Here is a 26,982-nt window from a genome sequence, read left to right as displayed (position 1 = left end):
CGATCACCCTCCTGGCATCGTGGCACGCGCGGCGCGCGCAGGGAACGGCGGGCCGGGAGAACGGCGGGCGGGGAGCACGGCGCGCGGCGGGGACGCCGAGGGGCCGCGTCCGTCGCAGGACGCGGCCCCTCGGACGCCGGGCGGGCCGGCGCACTCGTCACACGTACAGCGGCGTGAGCTCCTCGTAGTCGGCCACCGTGCCGTCGCGCAGGACCACCTCGATGATCTTGCGGCCCAGCGGGTCGAGGTCCTCGGTGAGGAACTGCTCGAGCTCGGACTTGAAGAAGTCCGTGAGGATCCGCGCACCCGCGTCGTACGCGTCGAGACCGACCTGCGACTGGTACTCGGGCTGCAGCAGCGTGGGCCGGATCTGCTGGCCGTCGAGCTTGATCTCCTTGGGCCGGTAGCCGAACAGCGCGCACCGGGCCGGCGTGAGCTGCTCGGGCAGGATCCGCCCGCCGCCGCGCCGCGCCAGGTACTCGCGGGTCAGCCACTCGGCCGAGAACCCGACCTTGTACGCGCCGATGTGCTGGTTCGGCGTCAGGACGTACCGCGTGCGGTCGTTCTCGACGATCTGGCGCAGCAGCAGGTTCGCGGCCGCGACCTTGGTGCCGGTCGAGAACGGCCAGTACGACCCGACGCCCTCGGCGACCATGCCACCGTGCTTGAGGGCCTTCTTGACGTCCTTGCTCTCGCCGATCGACGGGTTCTTGTCGCCGCGCGGCGCGATCAGGCGCCACACCCACGCGAGCGACGGCGGCACGATGTGCATCATGCCCATGACGCCGTACGTGGGCGCCTCGCGCGTGCACAGCGGCATCCGGACGCCGAACGTGCGGACGTCGACCTCCTTGGGCTCGCAGATGACGTTCTTGACGAACGTCCGCGGGATCACGACGCGCGGGTTGGGGCACCGCTTGCCGTTGGAGTCGAGCGTGTGCTCCCACGGCAGCGCGGTGGCGTCCGGCACGCCGTCGATCGACAGGAACAGCAGCGGCTCCTGCGGCTCGATGACGGCCCGCTCGAACGCCGGGTCCTCGCCGTAGCTCGTGAGGTTGTCGACGCGCACGAACCAGCCGGCCTCGGCGTCCGCCACCGACAGCCGCCCGTTGCCCTTCTGGATGGACGGGTGGCACAGCGTCATGTCGTCCGTCACGGGCGCGAGCTTCGACGTCTCGCCGAGCGTGATGTGGTACGGCTCGTCGCGCACGACGTTCGTGCCGACGAGGATGCGCCCGTCGCCCTCGCGCCGGATCTCCTGGCACATCTCGGACTTGCCGCCGCCCGACGCGCCCTCGTGCATGATCACGGTCTCGTTCTCGTACGGCGTGGTCACGCGCACGCTCGACGCGTGCGCCGTGAGCCAGCCCTCGTGCTCGCCGATGTCGAGCAGGACCGAGAACACGCCCTTCTTGGCGCTCGGACCCGGGTACAGGTTGTACGCCCAGACCTCGTGCAGCACCTCGGACCGGTTGTGCACGACGACCTGGCGGCTGTCGAAGTGCGTGTGCCGGAACGGCGGCGCGACGTAGAGGATGGAGCGGGGCGTGAACGCGCCGATCTCGTCGAACGTCACCCAGCCCTGCAGGTCGACGAGCGTGAGCGCGAAGAACGCGCTGTTGAGCGGCACGATCGCGAGCGACGGGTACCCGAAGTGCGGGCCGCCGGCCTTGAACGGCACGACCACGAGCTCCTGCGTGCCGAGCCACTCGAGCGTCTCGGCGCGCGTCGGGTCGAACTCCGCGCCGAACACGTCGCGGTAGCGCGGCTTGTCGGTCGGCAGGTCGTCGGCGATCCGCATGCAGTCCGGGTCGCGCCGGCGCATGTAGTCCTCGGGGTAGTTCACGGCCACGCCGTTGCGGCAGCGCGTGACGGTCGCCTCGGGGACCATCGTGCCGTTCACGTCGTACTCGACCGTGAACACGGGACCGCCGTCGGGGCCGAGCGCGAGCTGGTACAGCTCCTCGCGGGTCGCGGGGATCACGAGTCGCGGACTGGCCTCGAGGGCCGCACGCACCTCGGGTGCGAGAGACACGTCCGCCAGGGGACCGGTCACGGTGGCGCTCACGGCAGCTCCTTCGCCTTCGGGGGGACCGGGCGATGGCGTGCGAGTGCCCGGCGAGCCGCACCGCGGGGGCGACGTGGTGCCGCCTGCGGGCTGCTCTTTGCCAGGAGATTACGACCGGCGGGGACGGCGGCGAAGGGACCTTCGGGCCTCCCCGCGGGTCACGGACGGTCGCGCGCGGGCGGCACCGGACCCGCCGCGGGTGCCGCGCCGGGAGCCGCGGCGGCGGGGGTGCCGGGCGTCGGCGCGCCCGCCGTGCCCGCCGCGGCCCGGCGGCGCCGCTGCCACGCGAGCACGAGCGCGACGACCACGCCGCCCGCGAGGGCCCAGGGCAGCAGCACGCCGAGCACGACCAGCGCGCCGCGGACGGCGGCCGTGAACGACGACCAGCCGGTCCCCAGCCCGTCGAGGAACGTCGCCGGGGCGGTCTGCTCCGGCGCGGCGTCGGCCGCGTAGATGACGAGGGAGACCGTGGACAGGGCGACCCGGTCGGCGAGCCGCGCCCGCTCCGCGCGCAGCTGCTCGAGGGTGGCCTGCCGCTCGGTCAGCGCCTGCTCGGCGGAGATGACGTCGGCGTTCGTCGTCGCGCGGGCCAGCAGGTCCGACATGCGTGCGACCGACAGCTCGGTCGCCGCGACGCGGGCGTCGAGGTCCTGCGCGGCGCTCGTCACGTCCTCGGTCTCGAGCTGGAAGTCGCGCACGTCGCCGATCTCGCGCAGGTCGTCGGCGATCGTCGACATCGCGCTCGCGGGCACGCGCACGGTCAGCTCGGCGGAGCCGGGGTCGCCCGCGTCGTCGCCCGAGCGCTCGGAGCGCGCGTCGACGCGGCCGTCGACGCGCTCGACGAGCGCGACGACCGCGTGACCGGCGGCGACCGGGTCGGGCGCGAGCATCGTCACGTGCGCCGTCTGGACGACCTGCTGGCCGGAGGCGGTCCCGTCGGCGGCGACGTCGGCGGTGTCGACGCCCGGGTCCTCGCCCGCGCGCACGGCGCCGTCGGCCGCGGCCTCGGAGGCGCCGCCGTCGTCGCCGGAGCTGCAGCCCCCGAGCGCGAGCGCCGCGAGCACGAGCGCGAGGAGCGCGGCGCGGCCGCGGCGCGGGGAGGGGCGACGGGCGGGACCCTGCGGCAGTGGCGTCATGCCTGGCCACGGTAGGGACGGTCGGGCCCGTCCGTGGTGGTTCCGCCCGATCGTGACCCTGCCGTCACCGGACCGGCACCGCCCGGTGACCCTGCGGCGCCGTCCGCCGCGCGTGCCGTCAGACCGGCACGGCGCGCGACGCCCACAGGTGCGTCGCGGCGAACGCGCGCCACGGCGCCCACGTGCGGCCCGCGGCGGCGGCGTCGCGCGGGTGCTCGACGCCGAGCGCGCGGCGCAGCACGAGGTCGCCCGCGGGGTACGCGTCGCGGTCGCCGAGCGCGCGGAGCGCAACCACGTCGGCCGTCCACGGCCCGACGCCGGGCACCGCGAGCAGGCGCTCGCGCACCGCGGCCACGTCGACGCCCGGCGCCAGCACCAGCCCGTCGGCGCACGCCACGGCCAGCGCGTGCACGGCGCGGGCGCGGGCGTGCGGCACGCGCAGCACGGCCTGCAGCGCGACCGGGTCGACGTCCGCCACGTCGGCGGGCGTCGGGAACGTCCGCAGCCCCGACGCGTGCGGGCGCCCGTAGGCCGCGGCGAGCCGGCCGCCGGTCGTCGCGCCCGCGCGCAGCGACACCTGCTGCGTGAGCACGGCCTGCACGGCCGTCTCGAAGCCGTCGGGGTGCCCCGCGACGCGCAGCCGCGGGCGGGCCGCGAGCAGCGGACCGAGCACGGGGTCGGCCCCGAGCGCGGCGTGCACGGGCGCGAGGTCGTCCGCGAGTCCGAACCAGCGGTCCGCGAGCCGCGCGAGCGCGGCGGCCGGCACCGGGGCGTCGGTCCGCAGCACCACGCCCTCGGCGGTCACGGCGGCGGTCACGGCGACGTGGCCGCCGCCGAGGTCGACCAGGCGCCGCACCGCGCCGTCCCCGACGCTCTCGACGCCCGGCACCGCGCGCGCGGCCATCGACGCGAGCACGGGTGCGGGGTCGAGGGGCACGCGCACGGCCAGCTCGACGACGGACCCGTGGGCCTCGCCCGGGGGTGGGGTCGTCGACGTGCCGGCGGGCGCAGGTGTGGGCGCGGGGCCGACGGACGGGAGGACGGGCACCACGCCACGGTAACGACGGGGTCCGACAGGGCCTGGCGGCCGACGTCCCGGGCCGGGCTCGGCAAAGCGTCGGTAGCGTCCTGGTCGCACGTTCGAGATGCGCCGGTCACACGACGGTGCCATGCTGTCGGTCAGTAGCCGATCGCGGTCCACCGCGACCGGCCGCCGGCGGGTCACCAGTTTCACGTCACGTCCGCAACGCCACAGGGTCCGGCGAGAGCCGGACCGGCCCCTCGGGGCCAGGGAGCCTGCCACGCCTCGTGCCGGCGAGACGGCTCTTGCACCGGGTCCCGCCTCCGTCCGCGGAGGCGGGACCGGTCGTTCCCGGGCGGTGTGACGTTCGTCGCGATCCGCCCGTCCCCGCTCGCGGACCCCCGCCGGCCCGTGCCTACCGTGGTCGCGTGACGCACCCCGTTCCGGGCGCGCCGACCGCCGTCGCGGCGCCCACCCCCAGCCCGTCCGAGTCCGCCGTCGCCGCCGTCGCGCGTGACGTCGGCGGCGCCCTGCTGCCCGTCGTCGCGGTCGTCGTCGCCGTCGTGGCGGCGTACCTCGCGGCCGCCGCCGTCGCGGCGCTCGTCCGCCGGGTCGCGCACCGCGCGCCGGTGGCGGCCGACCTGTCGCGCCGGTCGCGGCGCCCGTTGCGCGCGACGCTCGTGGTCGCGGCCGTGTGGGTCGCGCTGCGCGTGTCGACCGACGCGGCGTCCGCGTGGCGCCCCGCGGTCGAGCACGTGCTCCTCGTCGCGCTGATCGTCAGCCTCACGTGGCTCGTCGGCTCGCTCGCGTTCGTCCTCGAGGACGTCGCGCTGCAGCGCTACCGCGTGGACGTGCGCGACAACCGGCACGCGCGCCGCGTGCGCACGCAGGTGCAGGTGCTGCGGCGCATCACGGTCGCGGTGCTCGTGCTCGTCGGGGTCGCCGCGGTGCTGCTCACGTTCCCGGGCGCGCGCGCGTTCGGCGCGAGCATCTTCGCGTCGGCCGGGCTGCTGTCGATCGTCGCGGGCCTCGCGGCGCAGAGCTCGCTCGCCAACGTGTTCGCGGGGCTGCAGCTCGCGTTCACCGACGCGATCCGTGTCGACGACGTCGTCATCGCCGACGGCGAGTGGGGACGCATCGAGGAGATCACGCTGACGTACGTCGTCGTGCACGTGTGGGACGACCGGCGCCTGATCCTGCCGTCGACGTACTTCACGACGACGCCCTTCGAGAACTGGACCCGCCGCTCCGCCGAGCTGCTGGGCACGGTCGAGATCGACGTCGACTGGCGCGTGCCGGTCGAGGCCATGCGGGCCGAGCTCGCGCGCCTGCTGTCCGTCACGGACCTGTGGGACGGCCGCGTCGGCATCCTCCAGGTCACGGACGCCGTCGGCGGGCTCGTCCGGGTGCGGGCGCTCGCGTCGGCGTCCGACGCGCCCACGCTGTTCGACCTGCGCTGCCACGTCCGCGAGGGGCTGGTCGCGTGGCTGCAGCGCGAGGCGCCGGGCGCGCTGCCGCGCACGCGCCTGGAGTCCGACGACGCCGCGCCCGCGGCTCCCTCTCCGCACCCCGTGCCCGCCGCGCGGGTGGCCGGCCCGGACGGCGGCGACGCGCGGCTCTTCACCGGCAGCATCGAGGCGGTCGCGCGCTCGCAGGCCTTCGCGGGCCCGGGCCCCGACGTGCTCGCCGAGCGTGCCCGGGGCGACGACGCGTCCGACGGCTCCGCCGACGGGCCCTCCGACGCCGCGCCCGGTGCCGCGTCCGACGCCGCGCCCGCGGTCGGCGCGGACGCCGGACGCGCGGGTGCCGCGCCGCGCGAGCGCTGAGCCGGCGTCGACCGCCGGGACGCCGTCAGTCGTCGAGCCACGGCGTCCAGCGTCGGCGCAGCGCGCGGTCGACCGCCGCGAGCACGGCCGCGCCCCCGAGCCACGGACCCCACGCGTCCGGCGCCTCCCACAGGGCGGGCGCCCGCCACGCGACGTCGACGTGCGCGAGCGCGACCTCGACGAGCCGCAGCGCGGGCGGCACCTGCGCGAGCAGCCCCACGACGAGCGCGAGCCACGCGACGGCCGCGACCGCGCGGCTCGCGGTCGGGTGCTCGCGGTCCATGCGGTCGCGCCACGCCTCCGACGTGCCCGGCAGCGGGTCCAGGTCCCGCCGCCCGGCGGCGGTCTCGAGGTGGGCGTGCCGCACGCCGAACGTGCTGAGCGCGACCCGCACGCTCGCGCCGTCGTCCAGCGCGAAGCGCGCGGGGGAGCGGCGCTCCTCGACCAGCCGGCCGTCGCGGTAGAGCCGGAGCCTCTCGTCCAGGTCGAGGTAGTGCACGTCGACCACCCAGTGGCTGCCGGCGTGGTGCGTGCCGAACGCGCCGCGCCACAGCGCGGACCAGCCGGTCACGGGCCGGAACGTCGCGGCCGGGCCGGTGTCGTCGGGGCGGTGCTTCGCGTCGTCGTCCATGGTGCGGCCAGTCCAGCGGACGACGGTCGCGACCGTCGTCCGGCGGACGGACGGTCGTGCGGGTGGCGTCTCCTCCGGACGGCGGAGGTGGCGTCCGTCCGTGCCCCGTAGGGCCGGCCGGGCGCGGGACCTCACGTCGTGCCCGCCCCGCGCGTCTGCTCCGGCGGGCGCGCGTGACGCGTGTCGGTGGCGGGCGGGAGGATGAGGGCATGACGACGAGGTACGCCGTGGTGGGGTCGCCGGTCGGCGACGTGGCCGTGGCGGTCGCCGACGGCGCCGTGACGGACGTGCGGCTGCCGCACCCCGACGGCTCGGCCGCGACCGACGGGCTCGGCGAGCCCGCGGACCCGGGCGACGACCCCGTGCTGGGCGCCGCGGTGCGGCAGCTCACCGCCTACTTCGCGGGCGAGCTGCGCACGTTCGACCTCCCGCTGCGCCCGCGCGGCACCGCGTTCCAGCAGCGCGTGTGGGAGGGGCTCGCGCGCGTGCCGTACGGCACGACGACGACGTACGGCGCGCTCGCGGCCGCCGTCGGGCTCGACCCACGCACGACCGCGCGCGCGGTCGGGGCGGCGAACGGCGCGAACCGGCTGCCGGTCGTGCTGCCGTGCCACCGCGTGGTCGGCGCCGACGGCACGCTCACCGGGTTCGCGGGCGGGCTCGAGTGCAAGCGCGCGCTGCTCGCGCTCGAGGCGCGCGTCGCGACCGGCGCGAGCACGCTGTTCTGAGCCGGCGGGACGGACGGGACGACGAGGGGAGCGTGACGCGATGACGGTGCTCGTCGCCCTGCTGCGCGGGGTCAACGTGGGCGGTGCCACGCGCGTGCCCATGGCGGACCTGCGGCGCGTCGTCGCGGACGCCGGGTACGGCGACGTCCGCACGCACCTCAACAGCGGCAACGTGCTGCTGACGAGCGACGACGACCCGGCACGCGTCGCCCGCACGCTGCGCGACGCGTGCGCCGCGGCGTTCCCCGTGCAGCCCGACGTCGTGGTCCGCACGCGCGACGAGCTGCACGCCGTGCTCGCGGCCTGGCCGTTCCTCGACCGCGACGACGACCCCACGCACCACCACGTCGTGCTCCTGCCCGGCGACGCGCCCGCCCGGGTGCCCGACGTGCCCGTCGAGCCGCCCGAGGACCTCGCCGCGGCGGGCCGCGAGCTGTACCTGCACCTGCCGCACGGCGTCGGTCGCAGCCGCCTCGCCGCGCGGCTGACGACCGGCGCGCGGCCCGTCGGCACGGCGCGCAACCTGCGCACCGTGACGGCCCTCGCCGCGCTCGCGGACGAGCTCGACGCCACGACCCGCGCCGGCTGACGCGCGACCGCGCGTCAGCCGGCGTCGCGGAGCGCCCGCCGGGATGCGGCGGGCGCGCACCGGTGCGACGGTGGCGGGGCGCCCGGCCGGGCGACGCGAGCCGACGACGAGGTGGTGGTGCGCGTGCGTGCGCTGACGTGGCAGGGCCGGGAGGACGTGCGGGTCGAGGACGTCCCCGACCCGCGGGTCGAGGAACCCACCGACGCGGTGATCCGCGTGACGTCGACCGCGGTGTGCGGGTCCGACCTGCACCTGTACTCGGTGCTCGGTGCCTACCTGCGCCCCGGTGACGTCCTCGGCCACGAGGCCATGGGCGTCGTCGAGGAGGTCGGCGAGGAGGCGGGACGCCGGCTGCGGGTCGGCGACCGGGTCGTCGTGCCGTTCGGCATCGCGTGCGGCACGTGCCACATGTGCGCGCTCGGCCTGCAGAGCCAGTGCGAGACCACGCAGGTGCGCGACCAGGGCAAGGGCGCGGCGCTGTTCGGCTACACGTCGCTGTACGGCAGCGTGCCCGGCGGTCAGGCGCAGTACCTGCGCGTGCCGCAGGCGCAGTACGGCCCGCTGGTCGTGCCCGACGACGGCCGCCCCGACGAGACGTACCTCTACCTGTCCGACGTGCTGCCGACCGCGTGGCAGGCCGTCGAGTACGCGGCCGTGCCGCCGGGCGGCACGGTCGTGGTCGTGGGGCTGGGCCCGGTCGGCCAGATGGCGGCCCGCATCGCGCTGCACCGCGGCGCCGGGCGGGTCGTCGGGATCGACATCGTCGCCGAGCGCCTGCTCATGGCGGCCCGCCACGGCGTCGAGGTGATCGACGCGGCACGCACCGACGACGTCGTGGCCGCCGTGCGGGACCGCACGCACGGGCGCGGCGCCGACGCCGTCGTGGAGGCCGTCGGCATGGAGGCGCACGGCTCGCCCGTCGCGGCGGCGGGGCAGCGGGCGGCGTCGTTCCTGCCCGACGCGCTCGCGCGGCCCTTCATCGAGAAGGCCGGCGTCGACCGCATGGCCGCGCTGCAGACCGCCATCGGCGTCGCCCGCCGCGGCGCGACCGTGTCGGTCGTGGGCGTCTACGGCGGCGCGATCGACCCGTTCCCCATGATGGACGTGTTCGACCGCCAGCTGTCGTTCCGGTTCGGCCAGGCCAACGTGCGGCGCTGGTACGACGACCTGCTGCCGCTCGTCGCCGACGAGTCCGACCCGCTGGGCGTGCACGACCTGCGCACGCACCGCGTGCCGCTCGAGCAGGCGCCGCAGGCGTACGACGTGTTCCAGCGCAAGGCGGACGGCTGCATCAAGGTCGTCCTCGACCCGGCCGCCTGAGCGGCCCGGACACGGAGGCACGCATGAGGGTCGTGGTGGTCGGTGCCAGCGGCAACGTCGGGACGGCCGTGCTGCGGCGGCTCGCGGCCGACGAGACGGTGACCTCCCTGGTCGCGGTCGCGCGCCGCACGCCGCGGCGGCCGCCGCCCGCCCCGTACGACGCGGCGACGTGGGTCGCGTGCGACGTCGGCGCCGACGACGAGGCCGCGACCGTCACGACCCTCGCGGACGCGTGCGCGGGCGCCGACGCGGTCGTGCACCTCGCGTGGGCGATCCAGCCGAGCCACGACCGGCAGCGGCTGCGGGCCACCAACGTCGTCGGCTCGCGGCGCGTGCTGACCGCGGCGGGTCGCGCGGGCGTCCCGCACGTCGTGGTCATGTCGTCGGTGGGCGCCTACGCGCCGTCGCCGGGGGACGAGCCGCGCGACGAGTCGTGGCCCACCGACGGCGTGCGCTCGTCGTCGTACAGCGTCGACAAGGCGGCCGTCGAGCGGCTGCTCGACGAGACCGAGGCCACCACCGACCTCGTCGTGGCGCGCCTGCGGCCGGCCCTGGTGTTCCAGCGCGCCGCGGGCGCCGAGCAGTCCCGGTACTTCCTGGGACCGCTGGTGCCGACGCGTCTGCTCGACGGCGAGGTGCCGGTGCTGCCGTGGCCGCGCGGGCTGCGGCTGCAGGCCGTGCACGCCGACGACCTCGCGGACGCGGTGCGCGAGGCGGTCGTGCGGCAGGTGCGCGGCGCGTTCAACCTCGCGGGTCCCGGCGTGGTGCGCGGTCCCGACGTCGCGGCGCTCGTGTCGCGCGCGCGGCTGCGCGAGGTGCCGCCCGCGGCGACGCGGGCCGCGCTGTGGTCCGCGTGGCACGCGCGCGTCGCGCCGGTCGGTCCCGGATGGCTCGACATGGGCATGTCGGCGCCCCTGCTCGACACCGGGCGCGCCGAGCGCGAGCTCGCGTGGCGGCCCGCCCGCAGCGGCGTCGAGGCCGTGCACGAGGCCGTCCGGGGCATGGCGTCCGGCGCGGGCACCGCGAGCCCGCCGCTGCGCGGGCGCCGCGTCTGACGGTCCCGCGCGCGCGACCGGGGCCGGCGCGTCGGTCGGCGTGCGTCGCGGCGGCGCGCGCGGCACGCTGAGCGCATGACGTCGTCAGCGGCCCCGTCGCCCGAGGTGAGCACCGACCCCGACCGGCACGTGCTCGGCAACCCCGACGCACCCGTGACGATCGTCGAGTACGGGGACCTGGAGTGCCCGTACTGCCGGGACGCCGAGCCCGTGCTGCGCCGGCTGGTCGAGGAGTCCGACGGGCGGGTCCGGCTCGTGTGGCGGCACTTCCCGCTGTTCCAGGTGCACCCGCACGCGCTCGCGGCGGCGCTCGCGGCCGAGGCCGCCGGGGGGCACGGCCGGTTCTGGGAGATGCAGCGCCTGCTGTTCGCGCACCAGGACGCGCTGGGCGACGAGGACCTCGTGCGGTGGGCGGGCGAGCTGGGCCTGGACCCCGAGGAGGTCGTGGGGGAGGCCGCCGACCGGTACGCGCGGCCCGTGCAGGCCGACTACGAGAGCGGCATCGAGCTCGACGTGCCGGGCACGCCCACGATCCTCGTGGACGGTGTGCGGTACCGGGGGCGCGTCGAGCTCGAGAAGCTGCGAGCGGTCGTCTCCGCGGTGTGAATCGGGCCCGGCGGGTCGTGGAACCGTGCCGGGGCGCGTCGTGGGCGACGATGGTTGCGTGACCGACGCGCAGCCCGCCCCCACGTCCGCCGCCACGTCCGACGCCGAGCCGTCCGCCCTCGCGGGTGCCCGGCCCGTCCCTCGCACCGCGCTCGTCACGGGCGCCGGCCGCGGCATCGGCCGTGCGCTCGCCCTCGCGCTCGCGCGCGACGGCTGGGCGCTCGGACTCGTCGGGCGCACGCGGACGCGGCTCGACGAGGTGGCCGACGAGGCGCGCGCCCTGGGTGCGGACGTGACCGTCGCGGTCGCGGACCTCGTCGACGCCGGTGCGGTCGCCGACGCGGTCGGGCGCGTCGAGGACGCGCTCACCGCGCACGGCGGGCTCGGTCTGCTCGTCAACAACGCCGGCGTCATCGAGCGCGCCGAGCTGCCGTTCGCGGCCGACGACGTCGAGGACGTGTGGCGCGTCGTCGAGACCAACGTGCGCGGCCCGCTGCTGGTCACGCACGCGGTGCTGCCGGGCATGCTCGCGCGCGGCGGGGGGCGCGTGCTCAACGTGAACTCCGGCTCGGGCCACCGCGCGCTGCCGACGTACACGGGCTACGCGATCAGCAAGGGCGCGCTCGCGCGGTTCACGACCCAGCTGCACCACCAGTACGCCGCCGCGGGGCTGCGCGTGCTCGACCTCGCGCCCGGCGTCGTGGCGACCGACATGACCGCGGCGATGCCGGTGCACGACGGCCGGAGCGAGTGGACCGACCCGGCGGACGTCGCGGCGCTCGTCCTCGCGTTCGCGCGCGGCGAGCTCGACGACCTGTCGGGCCGGTTCGTGCGCGCGGGGGTCGACACGGTCGCGTCGCTGCGTGCCGCGACGCCCGCGATCCTCGACGCCGACGCGCGCACGCTGCGGCTCGCGACGTGGGGGCCGGACGACCCGGTCGCCTGAGGCGTCCCGGCGTCGGGCGGGTCAGGCCGCGGGCGACCGCCACGGCAGCGGCGGCAGCGTCGGGGCAGGCGCGGCGGCGAGCACAGCGGCAGCCGCTCCCCGAGCCAGCGCAGCAGCAGCGACCCGGCGACGGCCGCGACGAGCGAGCCCGTGAGCACGCCGATCTTGGCGCGCTCGAGCTGCACGGGGTCGTCGAACGCGAGCTGCGCGATGAACAGCGAGATGGTGAAGCCGATGCCCGCGAGCACGGCGCCGCCCAGCACGTGGCCCCAGCGCACGAGGCCGGGCAGGTCGCCGAGGCGGAGCCGCAGCGCGAGGGTCGCGGCGCCCGTGATCCCGACCGCGTTGCCGACCACCAGGGCGACCGCGACGCCGACGGTCAGGCGTGACCCGAACGCGTCGGCGAGCGTCGCCGGGTCCAGCCGGACCCCCGCGTTCGCGAGGCCGAACAGCGGCACCACGACGTACGCGCTCCAGGGGTGCAGCACGCGCTGCAGCCGGTCGCCGGTGGGCACGGCCGCGCGGCCCGCGACCTCGGCCGCGTGCTCGCGGTCCGCGCCGCCCGCGGTGAGGAAGCGCCGCGCGTGCACCGCGACGGCGCGGCGGCGCTTCTCGTGCGGCACCGCGGTCGGCACGAGGAGGCCGACGAGCACGCCCGCGATCGTCGCGTGCACGCCCGACGCGAGCACCGCGACCCACAGCGCGAGCCCGACGGCGACGTACGGCGCGAGGCGCCAGACGCCGCGCACGCGCAGCACCACGAGCGCGGCCGTGAGCGTGCCCGCGACGAGCAGCGCCACGACGTCGACGTCGTCGGTGTAGAACACCGCCATCGCGAGGATCGCGCCGATGTCGTCGATGATCGCGAGCGTCAGCAGGAACAGCCGGAGCCGGTCGGGGCAGCGCGGCCCGAACAGCGCGAGGACGCCGACGAGGAACGCGGTGTCGGTCGACATCACGACGCCCCAGCCGTGCGCCGCGTCGGTGCCGCCGTTGAACGCGAGGTACACGAGCACGGGCACGACGAGCCCGCCGAGCGCGCCGAGCGCGGGGACGGCGACCGCGCGGGGGTCGCGCAGGTCGCCGCGCGTGGCCTCGCGGTTGATCTCGAGCCCGACGACGGCGAAGAACACGGCCATCGCGAAGTCGTTGACCCAGTGCTGGAGGTCCATCACGAGGCCGCCGTCGCCGACCACGACGCCCGCGGGGGTGTGCCACAGGGCGGTGTAGGCGTCGCGCCACGGCGAGTTCGCCCAGACGAGCGCCGCGACGGTGGCGGCGAGCAGGACGACCGCGCTGCCGGCCTCCGTCGCCAGGAACGTCCGCATCGCCGGGGCGAGCGTCGAGACCTTCTCGCGCAGGGGCGGGTGGGCCTGGTGGGACGCGTCGGCGCGGCGCAGCACGCGGTCGCGCAGCGTCGGCCGCGGCGCGGGCGTGCTCAGCGTCGCCGCCGCGGCGCGGGAGCGGGTCGGGCGCCGGTCACGGGGCCGGGACCTCGGGGTCGGCCGGGACGTGCGCACCGTGCCCGGCCGCGCGCAGCGCGTCCCGCAGGCGCTGCGCGGCCGCGTCGAGCTCGGCGCCGGGGACGTCCTGGCGGGCGTTCGCGAACGTGAGGCTCGACTCGTCCCACGCGGGCAGCACGTGGAGGTGCAGGTGGGGGATCTCGAAGCCCGCGACCAGCAGCGCCGCGCGCGGCGCGCCCCACGCGGCCTGCTGCGCGCGTCCCACGGCCTTGGCGACGGACGTGAGGTGCGCGAGCAGGTCGTCGGGGGCGTCGGTGAGCTGCTCGACCTCCTCGCGGGGGACGACGAGCGCGTGGCCGTCGGTGATGGGGGCGATGGTGAGCAGGACGACCGCGCGGTCGTCCTCCCAGACGAGGCGTCCGGGCAGCTCGCCGTCGATGATGCGCGTGAACAGCGTCGGCATGCGCTCACGCTAGCGCGTGCCACTGGCGTGCGCCGGTGCGGTGCGGACGCGTCGGGCCGGGCCTCCGGGGCCCGCGACACGCCGTGCGAAACGCTTCAGTAGTGGGCGGTCCCTTGTGGTGCGCGCGACCGGCCCCTAGGAATCCCGTGTGCGCCTCCACCCCACACCCCGGTCCACCCGCCCCTCGGCCGCACGCGGCGCCCGCGCGCTCGTCGGCGCCGTCGCGCTCGCGCTCGGTCTGCTGACCGCCTGCTCGGCGGGCACCGAGCCCGCGCCGGGCGACGTGACGACGCCGACAGTGCTGGCGAGCCCGCCGGTCGAGATGACGGCGGCCGAGCCGCCGGACTGCCTGCCGGACGGTGTCGCGTACGCCGAGGTCGGCACGGGCATGGCCGCGAGCCGCGTCGCCTGGGCGGGCTCGGGCCCGCGCGGCGTGCTGCTCGCGCCGCAGGTGCGCGGCGACGTGTGCCAGTGGGCCGCCGAGCTCGTGCGGCTCGCGGGGGAGGGCTACCTCGTCGCGACCTTCGACTGGGGCAAGGCGGGCGAGATCGGGTTCCGTGCGGCGCTCGACGTCCTGCGCACCACCGGCGCCCCGGACGTGGCCTTCGTGGGTGCCTCGGCTGGCGGCACGCTCGCGGCCGGCCTGGCCGACGACCTCGACGCGGTCGCCGTCGTCGCGCTCAGCCCGCCGTCGGAGAACGGCGGCGTCGACGCGCGGGCGGCCTCGAACGACTTCACCGGTCCGCTGCAGGTGTTCTCGTCGACCGACGACCCGCAGGTGCCCGCCGCCGACAGCGCGCTGGTCGCCCGGCAGGACGCGTCGTCCGTCGTCACCGAGGTGCCCGGCACCGCGCACGGCATCGAGCTCCTCGCACCCGACGCCCCGCACGCCGACCACGTCCGCGCCACGATCGACACGGCGCTCGAGCAGGGCTTCGCCACGGGCACGACCGGCTGACGCGGGCACCGGGCCCGTCGCCGACGGGCCCGGCCGTGCGTCACAGGTAGCGCAGCGGGTCGAACTCGTCGAGGGGGATGATCCGCAGACGCGGCAGCTGCACGTTGAAGGCCTGCACGTCGGTCTCGAGGTCGAACGTCTGCAGGCCGCGTGCCGTCAGCCCCGCGAGGGCCTGGCTCGTGAACTCGCGGAACGCGAGCAGGCCGACCTGCCGCCCCGCGTCGACCAGGTGCGTCACCTCGGGCGCGAAGTCGCCGTCGTGGCTCGCGAGCAGCACGTCGCCCTCGCGCAGCGCGATCGCCTCGAGCGTGCGCTTGATGCCGATGTCGACGACCTTCTCGTACGACTCGCCCGACAGCGGGATCGGCACGAACCCGATCGCCGTGAGCGCCTGCACGAACGACATCGGCAACGAGCCGTTCGACGCGTTGAGGAAGAACAGCGCCTTGACCGGCTGGTCCCACGCCTGCTGCGCGAACGTCAGCACGCGCTCCCAGCGCGGACGCTGCTCGGGCGTCGGGCGACCGCCGAGGATCGACGACCCCAGGGTCGCGTCGATGTTCTCGCCGTCCACCAGCAGGTAGGTGGTTCCCGTCGCGCTCATCGTCCCAGCGTAGACGTGCTGCTCCGCCCGGCACGCGCGCCGCGCACGCGGCCGGGGTGACATGATTCCTCGCGCGGCGAGGAGCGCCCCCGTGCCGCGGGCGCCGACGCCGCGCGGTCGGTGCGAGGGGGTGGACGGTGCACGACGAGCGTCGCGACGGTGCGCCCGCCCCCGGTGCGGACGCCGGGCCCGACGTCCGCGCGTCCGCCGAGGCGTGGGAGGCGCTGTTCCGCGCGCAGGTGACGCTCGTGCGGCGGTTCGCGCGCGACGACGTCTGGGGCGACCTGTCCATGCGCGAGTACGACGTGCTGTTCACGCTGTCGCGTGCGCCGGGCCGGGCCCTGCGTCTGCGCGAGCTCGCGGCGTCCAGCCTGCTGACCCAGCCGAGCCTGTCGCGGCTCGTCGACCGGCTCGAGGCCGACGGCCTCGTGCGGCGCGGCCCCGTCGAGGGCGACCGCCGCGGGACCGCCGTGCACCTCACCGAGACCGGCGCGCGCCGTCAGCGCGAGGTCGGGCGCCGGCACGTGCGATCGATCGCCGCGCTCGTCGGCGGTGCTCTCGAGCCGGACGAGCTCGCGACGCTCGAGCGCCTGTGCACCAAGCTCCGCGTCGCCCAGCAGGACCTGCCCGACCCCGGCGCGACGACGCCGGACGCACCGTCCGACCTCTGACCTGCGCGGGCGTGTGGGGACCTCCGGCCCACGCCGCGGCCGCTCTCGCCAGGAAGCATGGTGGACGGACCGGTCGCAAGGGGACCCCGGTCCGCAACCGAGCGGCGAAGGAGGGGACGATGCGCATCCTGCTGGCAGTGGCGTCACGTCACCACGGCACGTGGGAGATCGGCGAGGTGATCGCCGACCGGCTGCGTGCCCGGGGGCACGCGGTGGACCAGCGCGCACCCGAGGACGTCGACACGGTGACGGGCTACGACGCCGTCGTGCTCGGGTCGGCCGTCTACACGGCCCACTGGCTGCCCGTGGCGCGGGACCTGGCCGCGCGGTGCGCGGACGGCCTGCGCGAACGGCCGGTGTGGCTGTTCTCGTCCGGTCTGGCCACCCAGCCCGCGAACTCGGCGAACTCGCCGCTCGAGGTGGCCGCGCTGCGCGACCGCGTCGGCGCCCGCGGGCACCGGCACTTCCGTGGCCGCCTGGACCGCTCGGTGCTCTCGTTCACCGAGCGCGCGATCATCGCCGGCGGACGCGCGCGTGAGGGAGACCACCGGGACATGACGGCCGTGGCCGCGTGGGCCGACGAGGTCGCCGACGAGCTCGCGGACCTCCCGGTCGACCTGCCCGACGCGCTCAGCCACAAGGTCTGAGGGCCGGTCCCGGCGGGTCGTGCCCGGGGTCGTCATCCGTCAGGACGCGCGGACCGCGTGCTCCCGCTGGCGGCGCACGCCGCGCAGCTCCGCCGCGACCGCGGCGGTCGACGGCCGCTGCGCCGGGTCGGTGCGCGTCATCGCGCGCAGCAGCGCGGCCATGTCGTGGTCGAGGTCGTCCGTGATCCGCGGCCCGTGCAGCAGGCGCGCGAGCGAGGCCGTGAGGGGGTCGCCCGGGTAGGCGCGCCGCGCGGTCAGGCACTCGAGCAGCACGAGGCCGAGGGAGTACACGTCGCTCGCGGGCCCCACGGGCTCGCCGAGCGCCTGCTCCGGGCTCTGGTAGCTCGCGGTCGCGCGGTCATCCGTCGTGTCCGGCGAGCCGCCCGCGTCCGACGCGGCGATCCCGAAGTCGGCGAGCACGACGGGCACCGCGGGCGCGTCACGCCGGCCCGACGTCGGCGCCGTGTGCGCGACCAGCACGTTCGACGGCTTCACGTCGCGGTGCACGACGCCTGCGCGGTGCGCGTGCGCGAGGCCCTGCGCGAGCTGGTGCCCGACGTCCGCGGTCGTCGCGACGTCCAGCGGGCCGTCGGTCACCAGCTCGCGCAGCGTCCGCCCCTCGACGAGCTCCATCACGAGGAACGCGACGGGTCCCGTGCCGGGCAGGACGTCCGCGCCCACGTCGAGCAGCGCGACGAGCGCGGGGTGCGCGAGGTCCGCGAGCACGCGTGCCTCCTGCGCGTAGCGCCGCACCTGGTCGGGGTCCGCGTCGGCGAGCCGGAACAGCTTGACCGCGACCGGTCTGTCGAGCCGCACGTCCAGCGCGCGGAACACCTGCGCGGAGCCCCCCTGGCCCAGCGGGGTGCCGAGCACGTAGCGCCGCGCCAGGCGCGGTGCCGCGTGGCGTCCGGTGCGCGTCACGGCGTGGTCATCGCTCTCGGGGTCTGCCTCTCGGTGTCCGGCCGGTCGGTCGTCCGGGTGCGGTCGCGCCGGCGGCGTCGTGCCGGGGCGAGGTCGTGCGCGGTGCGCGGGGCACCACGAACGACGGTAGGACCCGCCGGGCGGCCCTGCACCCGGAGGTGCCCGCGCGGCGGTGGCGGGGGGCGGGTGAAACGCGGCGCGTCCGAGGGGCGTGGGACCGCCGGCGGGCGGGCCGACGAGGTGACACGGCGTCGCGACAACGTCACGTGGTGAGCGGGCCCGGTCGACCTGACCGGCCCGCGACGCGGTGCGATGATCGGACCGTGCCCCCCGTGACGCCCCCCGCCACCGCCCTGCCCACGACGGCCGGCCTCGCGCCCTACGACGCCGTCCTGCTGTTCTCGTTCGGAGGCCCCAACGGTCCCGACGACGTGCTGCCCTTCCTGCGCAACGTGACCGCGGGCAAGGGCATCCCCGACGAGCGGCTCGCCGAGGTCGCCGAGCACTACCACCACTTCGGCGGGCGCAGCCCGATCAACGAGCAGAACCTCGCGCTGCAGGCCGCGCTGCGCGCCGAGCTCGACCGTCGTGGCCTCGACGTGCCGGTCGTGTGGGGCAACCGCAACTGGGAGCCGTACACGCGCGACGCGCTCGCGGAGCTGCACGCCGCGGGCGCGCAGCGCGCCGTCGCGCTCGTCACGTCCGCCTACTCGTCGTACTCCGGGTGCCGCCAGTACCGCGAGAACCTGTGGTCGTCGCTGGACGCGCTGAGCGTGCAGGTCGGCGCACCCGAGGGCACGCACCTGGTCGACGTCGACAAGTGCCGCTCGTACTTCAACCACCCCGGGTTCGTGCAGGCGAACACCGACGCCGTGGTCGAGGCCTACGCGGGGTTCGACGCCGACGCGGCGTGGCCCCGTCTCGTGTTCGTCACGCACTCGATCCCCGACACGATGGAGGAGGCGTCGGTCGTCGCCGGCGCGTCGTACAGCGAGCAGCACCTCGACGTCGCGCGCAGCGTCGCCGCCGCGGCGTCCGAGCGGCTCGGGCACGAGGTCGAGTGGGACCTCGCCTACTGCTCGCGCTCGGGCCCGCCGAGCCAGCCGTGGCTCGAGCCCGACGTCAACGACCACCTGGAGGCGCTGTCCGCGGCCGGCACCACGTCGGTCGTGCTCGCACCCATCGGCTTCGTGTCCGACCACATGGAGGTCGCGTTCGACCTCGACACCGAGGCCCTCGAGACGGCCGCCGAGCTCGGCATGACGGCCGTGCGTGCCGACTCGGTCGGCGTGCGCGAGCCGTTCGTGCGCGGCCTGGTCGACCTGCTCCTCGAGCGCGCGGCGATCGCACGCGCCGACGACGCCGGCGAGCCCCGCCCCGCGCAAGAGACGGTCGGCGCGCTGCCGCCGTTCCGCTCGATCTGCGCGCCGGGCTGCTGCCGGCAGCGTGCGGGCGTCGCCTCCGGACTGCCCGCGGCGTGCTCCGAGGACCCCTGGTCCTGACGGCGCCGAGCCCACCACCCGACCGCCCGCACGACCCGACGGAGACCCCGTGACCAGCACGCCCACGCCCGACGCCGAGACGCTCAACGCGACCATCCGCTACACGATGTGGTCGGTGTTCGCGGTGGACGCCCCCCTGCCGGCCGACGCGGCCGCCCGCGCCGCGGTCGTCGCGGACGCCGAGCGCGCGGTCGGCGCGGACGCCGAGCTGGTCGTCCGCGGCTGGTACGACGTCGCGGGCCTGCGCGCCGACGCGGACCTCATGGTCTGGTGGCACGCCGAGACCGTCGAGCAGGTCCAGGCGGCGTACCACCGGCTGCGTGCGAGCGCGCTCGGCGCGCACCTCACGCCCGTCTGGTCGGTCGTCGGGCTGCACCGCCCCGCCGAGTTCAACCGCGCGCACGTGCCCGCGTTCCTCGCGGGCGAACCCGCGGGGGACTACATGTGCATCTACCCGTTCGTGCGCTCCTACGAGTGGTACGTCCTCCCGGACGACGAGCGTCGCGCGATGCTGCACGAGCACGGCGCCGCGGCACGCGACTACGCCGACGTGCGTGCCAACACGGTGTCGTCGTTCGCGCTGGGCGACTACGAGTGGCTGCTGGCGTTCGAGGCGTCCGAGCTGCACCGCATCGTCGACCTCATGCGTGAGCTGCGGGCGACGCAGGCGCGTCTGCACGTGCGCGAGGAGGTCCCGTTCTACACGGGCCCGCGCGTCGCGCTGGGGGAGTGGGTCGAGCGCCTGGCGCGCGTCTGACCCCGGACCGGCCGTCGCCGGGAGGTCCCGGGCGCCGCGGTGCCGGACGGGACGGTGCCGGACGGGACGGTGCCACCCGCACGTGTGCGGCGACGGCCCCGTCCCGTCCCCGTCTCACGGGTAGAGCCCGCGGATCTGGTGCGCCTCGGCGACCCGGCGCACGCCGATCGTGAGCGCCGCCTCGCGCAGCGTCACGGACTCCGCGCGGGCGAGCGCGGACACGGACGCGTGGCTCGCGAGCATCCGCTGCTCGAGGCGTTCGGCGATCTCCTGCTCGGTCCACCAGTACGCCTGGTTGGCCTGCACCCACTCGAAGTAGCTCACGACCACGCCGCCGGCGTTCGCGAGGATGTCGGGGACGACCACGACGCCGCGTTCGGCGAGCACGCGGTCGCCCTCGCTCGTGGTCGGCCCGTTGGCGCCCTCGACGACCCACCGCGCCTTCACGCGCCCGGCCGTGTCGCCGTCGATCACGCCCTCGACCGCCGCCGGCACGAGGACGTCGACGTCCAGCGCGAGGAGGTCGGTGTTGCTCACGGCGTCGGCGTCGCCGAACCCCGTCACGGTGCCGGTGCGCGCGACGTGCTCGAGCAGTGCCGGGACGTCGAGCCCGTCGGCGCGCTGCACGCCGCCGTACTGGTCGCTCACCGCGACGACGCGCGTGCCGGCCTCGTGCAGCAGCCGCGCGGCGTGCGAGCCGACCTTGCCGAACCCCTGCACGGCGGCGCTGACCTCGGCCAGCTCCACGCCGTCCGCGCGCAGCGCCGCGCGCGCGGTGTGGACGACACCCTGCGACGTCGCGGTCGGGCGCCCCAGCGACCCGCCGACGGCGAGCGGCTTGCCGGTCGTGACCGCGGGGATCGTGAAGCCGCGGTTCACCGAGTAGGTGTCCATGACCCAGGCCATCGTGCGCTCGTCGGTGCCGATGTCGGGCGCCATGATGTCCCGCTCGGGTCCGATCATGGGCATGATCTCGCTCGTGTAGCGCCGGGTGACGCGTTCGAGCTCGGCCGCCGAGTGGGCGTGCGGGTCGATCGTGACGCCGCCCTTGGCGCCCCCGTACGGCACGTCGACGACCGCGCACTTCCAGGTCATCCACATCGCGAGCGCCCGGACCTCGTCGATGTCGACGCCGGGCGCGTAGCGCAGCCCGCCCTTGCCGGGCCCGCGCGAGATGTTGTGCTGCACGCGGTAGCCGGTGAAGACCTGCACGCGGCCGTCGTCGCGGCGCAGCGGCACCGCGACGCGCATCTCGCGGCGCGGCGTCGCGAGGACCTCGTGGAGGCCCTCGTCGTACGAGAGGATCTCGACCGCGCGCGCCAGCTGGTGCTGCGCGGTCGCGAGCGGGGCGGACGAGGCGGGAGGGTCGTCGGGCTCGGGGGAGCGGTAGTCGTGAGGCATGGGCCCACCCTGGCACGGGCGCGCCGCACGGTCGCGTCGTCGTGGCCGGTGGCGACGGCCCGTCGCCACCGGCGTCGTTGAGGTGCCGCCTCTCAGGCGGAGGCGCGCACCACGAGCTCGGGCGCGAAGATCAGCGGGTCGCCCGCGGGTGCGCCGTTGAGCTGGTCCAGCAGCCGTGCGCCGGCGGCGCGGGCCATGGCGATGACCGGCTGGATGACGCTCGTGAGGGGCGGGCTCGTGGACGCCGCGACCCCCAGGTTGTCGTAGCCGACGACCTTGACGTCCCCGGGGACGTCGCGGCCGAGCTCGGTGATGACGCCGAGCGCGCCGGCCGCCATGAGGTCCGAGGCGATGAAGATGCCGTCGACGTCCGGGTGGGCCGCCAGCAGCTCGCGTGCCGCGGTGGCGCCGGAGGCGATCGTGAAGTCGCCGTGCACCACGGCGGACTGGTCGAGCCCGGCCGCGGACATCGCCTGCCGCCAGCCCGCGAGGCGGTCGATGCCGGCGGACATGTCCTGCGGACCGGCGATCGTGCCGATGCGACGGCAGCCGCGGTCGACGAGGTGCTGCGTCGCGAGGCGTCCGCCCTCGGTGTTGTCGGTGTCGACGTACTGCACGTGCTCGTCCGGCGCCGACAGCGGGCGTCCGACGAACACGTTCGGCACGGCGGACGCGAGCAGCGCGCGGTCGAGCTCGTCGTCGCGGTGGTGCGACACCACGATCGCGCCGTCGACGTGGCCGTTGCGCAGGTAGCGGATGGTGCGCTCGCTCTCGCCCGGGCGGGCGATGACGAGGACGACCTGGATGTCGGAGTCCGCGAGCGAGGTGCTCAGCCCGTTGAGGGTGCCCGCGAAGAACGGGTCGGAGAGCACGCGCTCGTCGGGCTCGGGGACCACGAGCGCGATCGAGTCCGTGCGTCGCGTGACGAGGGAGCGTGCGGCGCGGTTGGGGGTGTAGCCGAGGTCGGCGACGGCGGCCTCGACGGCCGAGAGCGCCTCGGGGGAGACCCGCAGGCCACCGTTGATGGCGCGGGACGCGGTGGAGCGCGAGACGCCTGCGCGTTCCGCGACCTGCTCCAGCGTGGGAGCGGCGGGACGGTGCGACTCGCCCCGCGTGCCGAGGTTGTTGACCACCGAGGTCTTCCTCCTGTTGCTGCCAGGCGACGGTGCCTGTGCACTGTCACGCTTCGCGCGCGGTGACGCACGCGTGAGATTACCTCCCGGCCCGGGGCGAGCGTGGGAAGCGCCCCGGGCCGGGTCGGGCTCAGCCCTTGACGGCGCCCGCCATGATGCCTGCCACGAGCTGGCGGCCGGCGAAGACGAACAGGATGATCAGCGGCAGCGTGATGAGGAAGACGCCCGCCATGACCAGCGAGTAGTCCACGAAGTAGTTCGCCTGCAGCAGGCGGACCGCGACGGGCAGCGTCGGGTTGCTCTGGTTGAGCACGATCGACGGCCAGAAGAAGTTGGTCCACTGCGTGACGAACGTGAACAGCGCGAGCATCGCGGCGGCCGGGCGGGCCGCCGGCATGGCGATCGACCAGAACGTCCGGAACATCGACGCACCGTCGACGCGCGCGGCCTCGATGAGCTCGTAGGGCAGCGCCTCCTCGAGGTACTGCGTCATCCAGAACACGCCGAACGCGGTGACCAGCGCCGGCACGATGACCGCCTGCAGGGTCCCGATCCAGCCGATCTTCGCCATGATGATGTACAGCGGGATGACGCCGAGCTGGGTCGGCACGGCCATCGTCGCGATGACGAAGACGAGCAGCGGTCGGCGGCCCTTGAACGTCAGCTTCGCGAACGAGAAGCCCGCGAGCGTCGAGAACAGCACCGTCGTCGCGGACGTGAAGAGCGCGATGATCAGCGAGTTGCCGAACGCCTTCCAGAAGTCGAACGCGTCGGAGTTGATGACCTTCGAGAAGTTCTCGAACAGGCTCGCGTCCGGCAGCAGCTGCGGCAGCGAGCTCTGCGCGATCGCGACCGGGTCCGACGAGCCGAGCAGCAGCGTGTAGTACAGCGGCCCGAGGCCGATGAGCACGGCCACCCCGAGCAGGACGTACGTGACGACGCCGGGACGGCGGTCGTACCCGCCGACCTTGCTGCGGCCGGCCCGACGGGCGGCTGCACGCGCGGCGCCGGCGCCCGCCGTCTGGCGGGTCGTGGGGACGGAGCTCATGCGGACCTCCTCGAGGAACGGGCGGCAGCGCGTCGCTGGCGACGGGTGCGCGTGGTGGTGCGGTCGGCACCCGACGTCGAGATCCGGTTGGTGATCGCGAAGTTGATGAAGCCGATCACGACGACGATGAGGAACAGGAGCCAGGCGACCGCCGCGGCGCGTCCCAGGTTCCGCTGCGTGCCCCAGCCGACGTCGTACAGGTAGAGCGTGGTGGTCATCCACTGCTGGGAGGACCCGCCGCGGCCCGCCTCGTCGAAGACGCGGGGCTCGTCGAAGATCTGCAGGCCGCCGATGGTCGACGTCAGGACGACGAAGATGATCGTGGCGCGGATCTGCGGGATCGTGATCGAGAAGAACTGGCGCACGCGGCCGGCGCCGTCGATGATCGCCGCCTCGTAGAGCTCGCGCGGCACGGCCTGCATCGCGGCGAGGAAGATCAGTGCGTTGTAGCCGGTCCACCGGAAGTTGACCATCGAGGCGATCGCGACGTGGCTCGCGAGCGCGTCGACGTGCCAGCGGATGGGTTCGATGCCGAAGAACCCGAGGGCACCGTTGATGAGACCCGACTGGTCGGCGAACATGCGGCCGAAGATGAGGCCGACGGCGACCGGCGCGACCACGTAGGGCAGCAGCACGCCCATGCGCCAGAACGTCTTGGCGCGCAGGTTCTGGTCCAGCAGGGCGGCGATGACGATCGCGACGAGCACCTGCGGCACCGAGGACAGCAGGAAGATCGAGAACGTGTTGCGCAGCGACCGCCAGAAGGCCGGCTGCGCGAAGATGTCGGTGAAGTTCTGGAACCCGATGTAGTCGCCCTGCCCGCCCAGCAGCGACCACTGGTGGAGCGAGACGTACGCCGTGTAGACCAGCGGGAAGAGGCCCGTGATGGCGAACAGGATGAAGAACGGCGAGATGTAGAGGTACGGGGACAGCTTGACGTCCCAGCGGGACAGCCGCTGGGAGAAGCCGACCCGGCGCGGCGCGCGGGGGGTGCCCGCGGGCGCGATGCGCTCGGGCGCCGGTGACTTGACGGACATGACGGACCTCGTGGGGGTGGTGACCCGCGTGCGGGGGCTCAGGGTCGCGTCGTGCCCGCAGACCCTCGGACGTCAGATGGCGGACCGTGCGGTCACACCGGAGGGCCGGCCGGGGACCGTGTCTCAGGTCCCCGGCCGGCCCGGTGGGTCACAGACCCAGGTTGTCGTACGCCTGGACCGCGCTCGTCCAGCCCTGCTCGATCGACTCCGACTTGTCGATGTCGACCCGGTTCAGCGCGTCGCCGACCGTCTGGTGGATCTGGAAGTAGTTCGGGCCCTTGAACGGCGTGACGTCGATCGCCGCGGCACGCTTGGCGAAGATCTCACCGACCGGCGCGTTGTTGAAGAAGTCGTTCGTCGCGGCCGTCAGGTCCGCCGAGTCCCAGGCCTCGACCTGGCTCGGGAAGGTGCCCGCGTTGAGGAACGCCTTGATCTGCGTCTCGGGCGAGGTCAGCCACTCGGCGACCTTCTTGGCCTCGTCGACGTTCTTGCCCGTCGACGGGACCGTCAGGTACGAACCGCCCCAGTTGCCGCCGCCGCCGGGGAAGACGTCGGCGACGTCCCAGCCGGTGATGCCGCCGGCACGCTCCTCGATGGGACCGGTCATCCAGGCGGGGCACAGCATGGTCGCGAAGCCGTTCTTCTGGAACGCGGCGTCCCAGTCGCCCGACCACTGGCCGAGGTGCGCCGAGAGGTCGGCCGAGGCGTTGAGCGTGGCCTCGTACAGCTTCTTGACGTCCGCGTTGTCCGCGAGGGGCTTCGGCGTGCCGTCGCTCTCCTCGTACGCGTTCTCCAGCTGGTTGACCATGCCCTGGTAGATGGACGACGCCGAGTCGAACCAGGCGACGTCGGGGGACTTCGACTTGAACTCGCGACCGGCCGCGAAGTAGCTGTCCCACGTGGCGTTGTCGCCGCCGAGGAGCTCCTTGACCGACTCGCGGTCCGAGGGCAGGCCCGCGGCCTCGAACAGGTCGGCGCGGTAGCAGATGCCCTCCGGGCCGATGTCCGTGCCGTAGCCGATGAGCTTGCCGTCGGCCGTCGTCGCGGCCTTGACCTTCCAGTCCTCCCAGCGGCCCTCGACGGCCGAGTCCGTGAGGTCGGCGAAGGCGTCGGAGCTCTGGACGAGCTCGGGCAGCCAGTCGACCTCGATGGCCTCGATGTCGGCGAGGCCCGAGCCACCGGCCGCGAGCTTCGTCGTGAGGTTGGTGCGGGCGTCCTCGGACTTCGCGGCCCGCGTCTGCTTGACGACGACGTTCGGGTTCGCCTCGGTGTACTCGGCGAGCAGCTCGTCGGTGTAGCCGAAGTCGTTGAACGTCGCGACGGTGATGGTCACCTTGCCGTCGGCGTCGGTCGAACCGCCGTCGGTGGAACCGCCGTCGTTGGAGCAGGCGGTCGCGAGCAGCGAGACGCTCATGACACCCGCTGCGAGCGCCCACGTCCTGCGTGTGGTCTTGCGCACTGTGACTCCCTTGTCAGTCGGACGGCGACACCGCCGTACGTCGATCCGCCCGGTGCCGCGCGTCGTCGACGTCGGGCATCGTGCGTGGGGTGGTCGGCCCCGTCGTGGGTGCGCTCTCGCCGTGATTGCGGGAGCGTTCCCACGCACTGCGGGACACCTTGCTGCGCCAGATGGTCAGGTGTCAAGGAGCGGGGATCGCGTCAAGGTCGTGGTAGCGGTTCCACCTGAGCGTCGTCGCTGGTCACAGCGATTTCCCACGACTCCCACGTTACCCAATCGTTACGGCGTTCAGCCGTTCGTGACCTTCGCCGGCGGGGCGCTCGGGGGTCGTCCGCTCAGGTGGTCTGCGCGTGGCCGTCGGCACCGCTCAGCCACCGCGCCGCGACGGCCTGCTCGGTCGCCAGCGCGGCGCGCACGGCGCCCCCCGCGGCCTCCTCGACGGCCGCCGCGAACAACGGCACCGCGGCACGCACCTCGCCGTCGTAGACGACCCGGCTCGTGCCCGGTGCCACGGGCTCGAGCGTCGTGCGGCCGGTGACGCGCACCGGTGCGCCCGCGATCTCGACGACCACCGTGCCCGCCCGCGCGCCGTCCTCGTGGGCCGCCTCCCAGGCCTCGACCTGGCGCACGTCGATCCGGTCGCCCACGAACGCCCGCAGGTGCGCGGGGATCTGACCCGTGGGCAGCTGGCGGCGGGTCGTCACGGTGAACGCGCCGTCGACCGTGCCGGTCACGTCCACGTGCTGGTCGACCGCGCCCGCCTCGCGGACCTTGGCGGCGACGTAGGCCGGGTCGGCGAGCAGGCGCGCGGCGCCGTGCGCGTCGGTGGGCAGGTCGATGGTCACGTGCAGGTGCACCGCGGGCTCCCCGGGCCGATGGTGACGGTGCCGCGCGACGGCGCGGACCCCTCGACGGGTCGAGCCGTGGCCGTCCCCCGGTGCGTCGCCGCGGTGTGGACCCGTCGCGTCGAGCCTAGCCGTCGCTGCGTACCC

The 26,982-nt window shown here is 75.3% G+C and carries 25 protein-coding genes and 1 pseudogene; 12 read left to right on the top strand and 14 right to left on the bottom strand.

Translation table 11 applies throughout. From position 1 onward, the window contains the following. Positions 1–157: 157 nt before the first annotated feature. The 3 genes from GY42_RS07170 to GY42_RS07160 form a co-directional block, all read right to left on the bottom strand. Positions 158–2,068 (bottom strand): DUF4914 family protein, encoded by a 1,911-nt coding sequence (locus tag GY42_RS07170; protein WP_046528812.1) that lies wholly within the window; start codon positions 2,066–2,068, stop codon positions 158–160. A gap of 158 nt (positions 2,069–2,226) precedes the next feature. After that, entirely contained in the window at positions 2,227–3,204 is a 978-nt protein-coding gene (locus tag GY42_RS07165) for a DUF4349 domain-containing protein (protein ID WP_052748252.1), read from the bottom strand. 118 nt (positions 3,205–3,322) lie between these two features. Beyond that, positions 3,323–4,252 carry a DNA-3-methyladenine glycosylase family protein gene (locus GY42_RS07160; RefSeq protein ID WP_236686740.1) on the bottom strand — a complete coding sequence of 310 codons (930 nt, stop codon included), beginning with the start codon at positions 4,250–4,252 and terminating at the stop codon, positions 3,323–3,325. Positions 4,253–4,758: 506 nt separating this feature from the next. Between GY42_RS07160 and GY42_RS07155 the strand changes: the two genes are divergently transcribed. Beyond that, the gene (locus tag GY42_RS07155; RefSeq protein ID WP_442856792.1) at positions 4,759–6,051 is read left to right on the top strand and encodes a mechanosensitive ion channel family protein; all 1,293 of its coding nucleotides are present in this window, start codon (positions 4,759–4,761) and stop codon (positions 6,049–6,051) included. Positions 6,052–6,076: 25 nt separating this feature from the next. On the opposite strand, the gene GY42_RS07150 is transcribed toward GY42_RS07155, so the two are convergent. Beyond that, positions 6,077–6,682, bottom strand: a complete 606-nt coding sequence (locus GY42_RS07150; protein WP_052748251.1) for a hypothetical protein — start codon at positions 6,680–6,682, stop codon at positions 6,077–6,079. 209 nt (positions 6,683–6,891) lie between these two features. On the opposite strand from GY42_RS07150, the gene GY42_RS07145 reads away from it, so the two are divergent. From GY42_RS07145 to GY42_RS07120, 6 genes are all read left to right on the top strand, one after another. After that, a complete protein-coding gene (locus GY42_RS07145; protein ID WP_046528811.1) occupies positions 6,892–7,410 on the top strand; it encodes a methylated-DNA--[protein]-cysteine S-methyltransferase in 519 nt (172 codons plus the stop codon). A gap of 40 nt (positions 7,411–7,450) precedes the next feature. After that, entirely contained in the window at positions 7,451–7,999 is a 549-nt protein-coding gene (locus tag GY42_RS07140) for a DUF1697 domain-containing protein (protein WP_046528810.1), read from the top strand. A 123-nt stretch (positions 8,000–8,122) separates the two neighbouring features. After that, a complete protein-coding gene (locus GY42_RS07135; protein ID WP_046530663.1) occupies positions 8,123–9,319 on the top strand; it encodes an alcohol dehydrogenase catalytic domain-containing protein in 1,197 nt (398 codons plus the stop codon). A gap of 23 nt (positions 9,320–9,342) precedes the next feature. Beyond that, on the top strand, positions 9,343–10,374 hold the full coding sequence (locus GY42_RS07130; RefSeq protein ID WP_046528809.1) for an NAD-dependent epimerase/dehydratase family protein: 1,032 nt from the start codon (positions 9,343–9,345) through the stop codon (positions 10,372–10,374). Between the two features lie 75 nt (positions 10,375–10,449). Beyond that, positions 10,450–10,980, top strand: a complete 531-nt coding sequence (locus GY42_RS07125) for a DsbA family protein (protein WP_046528808.1) — start codon at positions 10,450–10,452, stop codon at positions 10,978–10,980. 58 nt (positions 10,981–11,038) lie between these two features. Continuing rightward, the gene (locus GY42_RS07120; RefSeq protein ID WP_046528807.1) at positions 11,039–11,926 is read left to right on the top strand and encodes an SDR family NAD(P)-dependent oxidoreductase; all 888 of its coding nucleotides are present in this window, start codon (positions 11,039–11,041) and stop codon (positions 11,924–11,926) included. Between the two features lie 170 nt (positions 11,927–12,096). Here the strand turns inward: GY42_RS07120 and nhaA are convergent. After that, a pseudogene (gene nhaA / locus GY42_RS07115) lies at positions 12,097–13,254 on the bottom strand (Na+/H+ antiporter NhaA); the annotation flags it as partial. Between the two features lie 151 nt (positions 13,255–13,405). Further along, complete coding sequence (locus GY42_RS07110) at positions 13,406–13,852, bottom strand: HIT family protein (protein ID WP_046528806.1); 447 nt, start codon at positions 13,850–13,852, stop codon at positions 13,406–13,408. A gap of 148 nt (positions 13,853–14,000) precedes the next feature. Here GY42_RS07110 and GY42_RS07105 point away from each other — a divergent pair, with 148 nt between their 5' ends. Then, a complete protein-coding gene (locus tag GY42_RS07105; protein ID WP_046528805.1) occupies positions 14,001–14,810 on the top strand; it encodes an alpha/beta hydrolase in 810 nt (269 codons plus the stop codon). 40 nt (positions 14,811–14,850) lie between these two features. Here the strand turns inward: GY42_RS07105 and GY42_RS07100 are convergent, their stop codons facing one another. Further along, on the bottom strand, positions 14,851–15,414 hold the full coding sequence (locus tag GY42_RS07100) for an NYN domain-containing protein (RefSeq protein ID WP_046528804.1): 564 nt from the start codon (positions 15,412–15,414) through the stop codon (positions 14,851–14,853). Positions 15,415–15,551: 137 nt separating this feature from the next. Here GY42_RS07100 and GY42_RS07095 point away from each other — a divergent pair, with 137 nt between their 5' ends. Together GY42_RS07095 and GY42_RS07090 are read left to right on the top strand one after the other, a co-directional pair. Beyond that, positions 15,552–16,085, top strand: a complete 534-nt coding sequence (locus GY42_RS07095) for a MarR family winged helix-turn-helix transcriptional regulator (RefSeq protein ID WP_082131397.1) — start codon at positions 15,552–15,554, stop codon at positions 16,083–16,085. Between the two features lie 119 nt (positions 16,086–16,204). Next, positions 16,205–16,732, top strand: coding sequence for a flavodoxin domain-containing protein (locus GY42_RS07090; protein ID WP_046528803.1), 528 nt, complete (start codon positions 16,205–16,207; stop codon positions 16,730–16,732). Positions 16,733–16,771: 39 nt separating this feature from the next. On the opposite strand, the gene GY42_RS07085 is transcribed toward GY42_RS07090, so the two are convergent. Further along, on the bottom strand, positions 16,772–17,653 hold the full coding sequence (locus tag GY42_RS07085; protein WP_046528802.1) for a serine/threonine-protein kinase: 882 nt from the start codon (positions 17,651–17,653) through the stop codon (positions 16,772–16,774). Positions 17,654–17,985: 332 nt separating this feature from the next. Here GY42_RS07085 and GY42_RS07080 point away from each other — a divergent pair, with 332 nt between their 5' ends. Further along, on the top strand, positions 17,986–19,155 hold the full coding sequence (locus tag GY42_RS07080) for a ferrochelatase (protein ID WP_236686738.1): 1,170 nt from the start codon (positions 17,986–17,988) through the stop codon (positions 19,153–19,155). Between the two features lie 49 nt (positions 19,156–19,204). Further along, positions 19,205–19,912, top strand: coding sequence for a hydrogen peroxide-dependent heme synthase (gene hemQ / locus GY42_RS07075; protein WP_046528800.1), 708 nt, complete (start codon positions 19,205–19,207; stop codon positions 19,910–19,912). Between the two features lie 114 nt (positions 19,913–20,026). Here hemQ and GY42_RS07070 read toward each other — a convergent pair whose 3' ends face one another. From GY42_RS07070 to GY42_RS07045, 6 genes are all read right to left on the bottom strand, one after another. Further along, positions 20,027–21,313, bottom strand: a complete 1,287-nt coding sequence (locus GY42_RS07070) for a Glu/Leu/Phe/Val family dehydrogenase (RefSeq protein ID WP_046528799.1) — start codon at positions 21,311–21,313, stop codon at positions 20,027–20,029. A 92-nt stretch (positions 21,314–21,405) separates the two neighbouring features. Continuing rightward, positions 21,406–22,446 carry a LacI family DNA-binding transcriptional regulator gene (locus GY42_RS07065; RefSeq protein WP_046528798.1) on the bottom strand — a complete coding sequence of 347 codons (1,041 nt, stop codon included), beginning with the start codon at positions 22,444–22,446 and terminating at the stop codon, positions 21,406–21,408. A 130-nt stretch (positions 22,447–22,576) separates the two neighbouring features. Then, positions 22,577–23,494 carry a carbohydrate ABC transporter permease gene (locus tag GY42_RS07060; protein ID WP_046528797.1) on the bottom strand — a complete coding sequence of 306 codons (918 nt, stop codon included), beginning with the start codon at positions 23,492–23,494 and terminating at the stop codon, positions 22,577–22,579. Then, the gene (locus tag GY42_RS07055) at positions 23,491–24,531 is read right to left on the bottom strand and encodes a carbohydrate ABC transporter permease (RefSeq protein ID WP_046528796.1); all 1,041 of its coding nucleotides are present in this window, start codon (positions 24,529–24,531) and stop codon (positions 23,491–23,493) included. The genes GY42_RS07060 and GY42_RS07055 overlap by 4 nt, the downstream gene beginning before the upstream one ends. A 148-nt stretch (positions 24,532–24,679) precedes the next feature. Then, positions 24,680–25,990: an ABC transporter substrate-binding protein gene (locus GY42_RS07050; RefSeq protein WP_046528795.1), complete on the bottom strand. Its 1,311-nt coding sequence runs from the start codon at positions 25,988–25,990 to the stop codon at positions 24,680–24,682. A 335-nt stretch (positions 25,991–26,325) separates the two neighbouring features. After that, a complete protein-coding gene (locus GY42_RS07045; protein WP_046528794.1) occupies positions 26,326–26,847 on the bottom strand; it encodes a DUF2505 domain-containing protein in 522 nt (173 codons plus the stop codon). Positions 26,848–26,982: the final 135 nt, after the last annotated feature.

Origin of the sequence: Cellulomonas sp. FA1 (assembly GCF_000986825.1) — a bacterium.
In the GTDB taxonomy this organism is placed as follows: domain Bacteria; phylum Actinomycetota; class Actinomycetes; order Actinomycetales; family Cellulomonadaceae; genus Cellulomonas; species Cellulomonas iranensis.
Note: the sequence above shows the minus strand (reverse complement) of the source record. Positions and strands in the feature narration are given on the sequence as shown.

Coding starts and splice junctions, on each gene's coding strand:
- GY42_RS07165 (WP_052748252.1), bottom strand. CDS start 3,204: ATGACGCCACTGCCGCAGGGTCCCGCCCGTCGCCCCTCCCCGCGCCGC.
- GY42_RS07150 (WP_052748251.1), bottom strand. CDS start 6,682: ATGGACGACGACGCGAAGCACCGCCCCGACGACACCGGCCCGGCCGCG.
- GY42_RS07145 (WP_046528811.1), top strand. CDS start 6,892: ATGACGACGAGGTACGCCGTGGTGGGGTCGCCGGTCGGCGACGTGGCC.
- GY42_RS07140 (WP_046528810.1), top strand. CDS start 7,451: ATGACGGTGCTCGTCGCCCTGCTGCGCGGGGTCAACGTGGGCGGTGCC.
- GY42_RS07130 (WP_046528809.1), top strand. CDS start 9,343: ATGAGGGTCGTGGTGGTCGGTGCCAGCGGCAACGTCGGGACGGCCGTG.
- GY42_RS07125 (WP_046528808.1), top strand. CDS start 10,450: ATGACGTCGTCAGCGGCCCCGTCGCCCGAGGTGAGCACCGACCCCGAC.
- GY42_RS07110 (WP_046528806.1), bottom strand. CDS start 13,852: ATGCCGACGCTGTTCACGCGCATCATCGACGGCGAGCTGCCCGGACGC.
- GY42_RS07100 (WP_046528804.1), bottom strand. CDS start 15,414: ATGAGCGCGACGGGAACCACCTACCTGCTGGTGGACGGCGAGAACATC.
- GY42_RS07090 (WP_046528803.1), top strand. CDS start 16,205: ATGCGCATCCTGCTGGCAGTGGCGTCACGTCACCACGGCACGTGGGAG.
- GY42_RS07070 (WP_046528799.1), bottom strand. CDS start 21,313: ATGCCTCACGACTACCGCTCCCCCGAGCCCGACGACCCTCCCGCCTCG.
- GY42_RS07060 (WP_046528797.1), bottom strand. CDS start 23,494: ATGAGCTCCGTCCCCACGACCCGCCAGACGGCGGGCGCCGGCGCCGCG.
- GY42_RS07055 (WP_046528796.1), bottom strand. CDS start 24,531: ATGTCCGTCAAGTCACCGGCGCCCGAGCGCATCGCGCCCGCGGGCACC.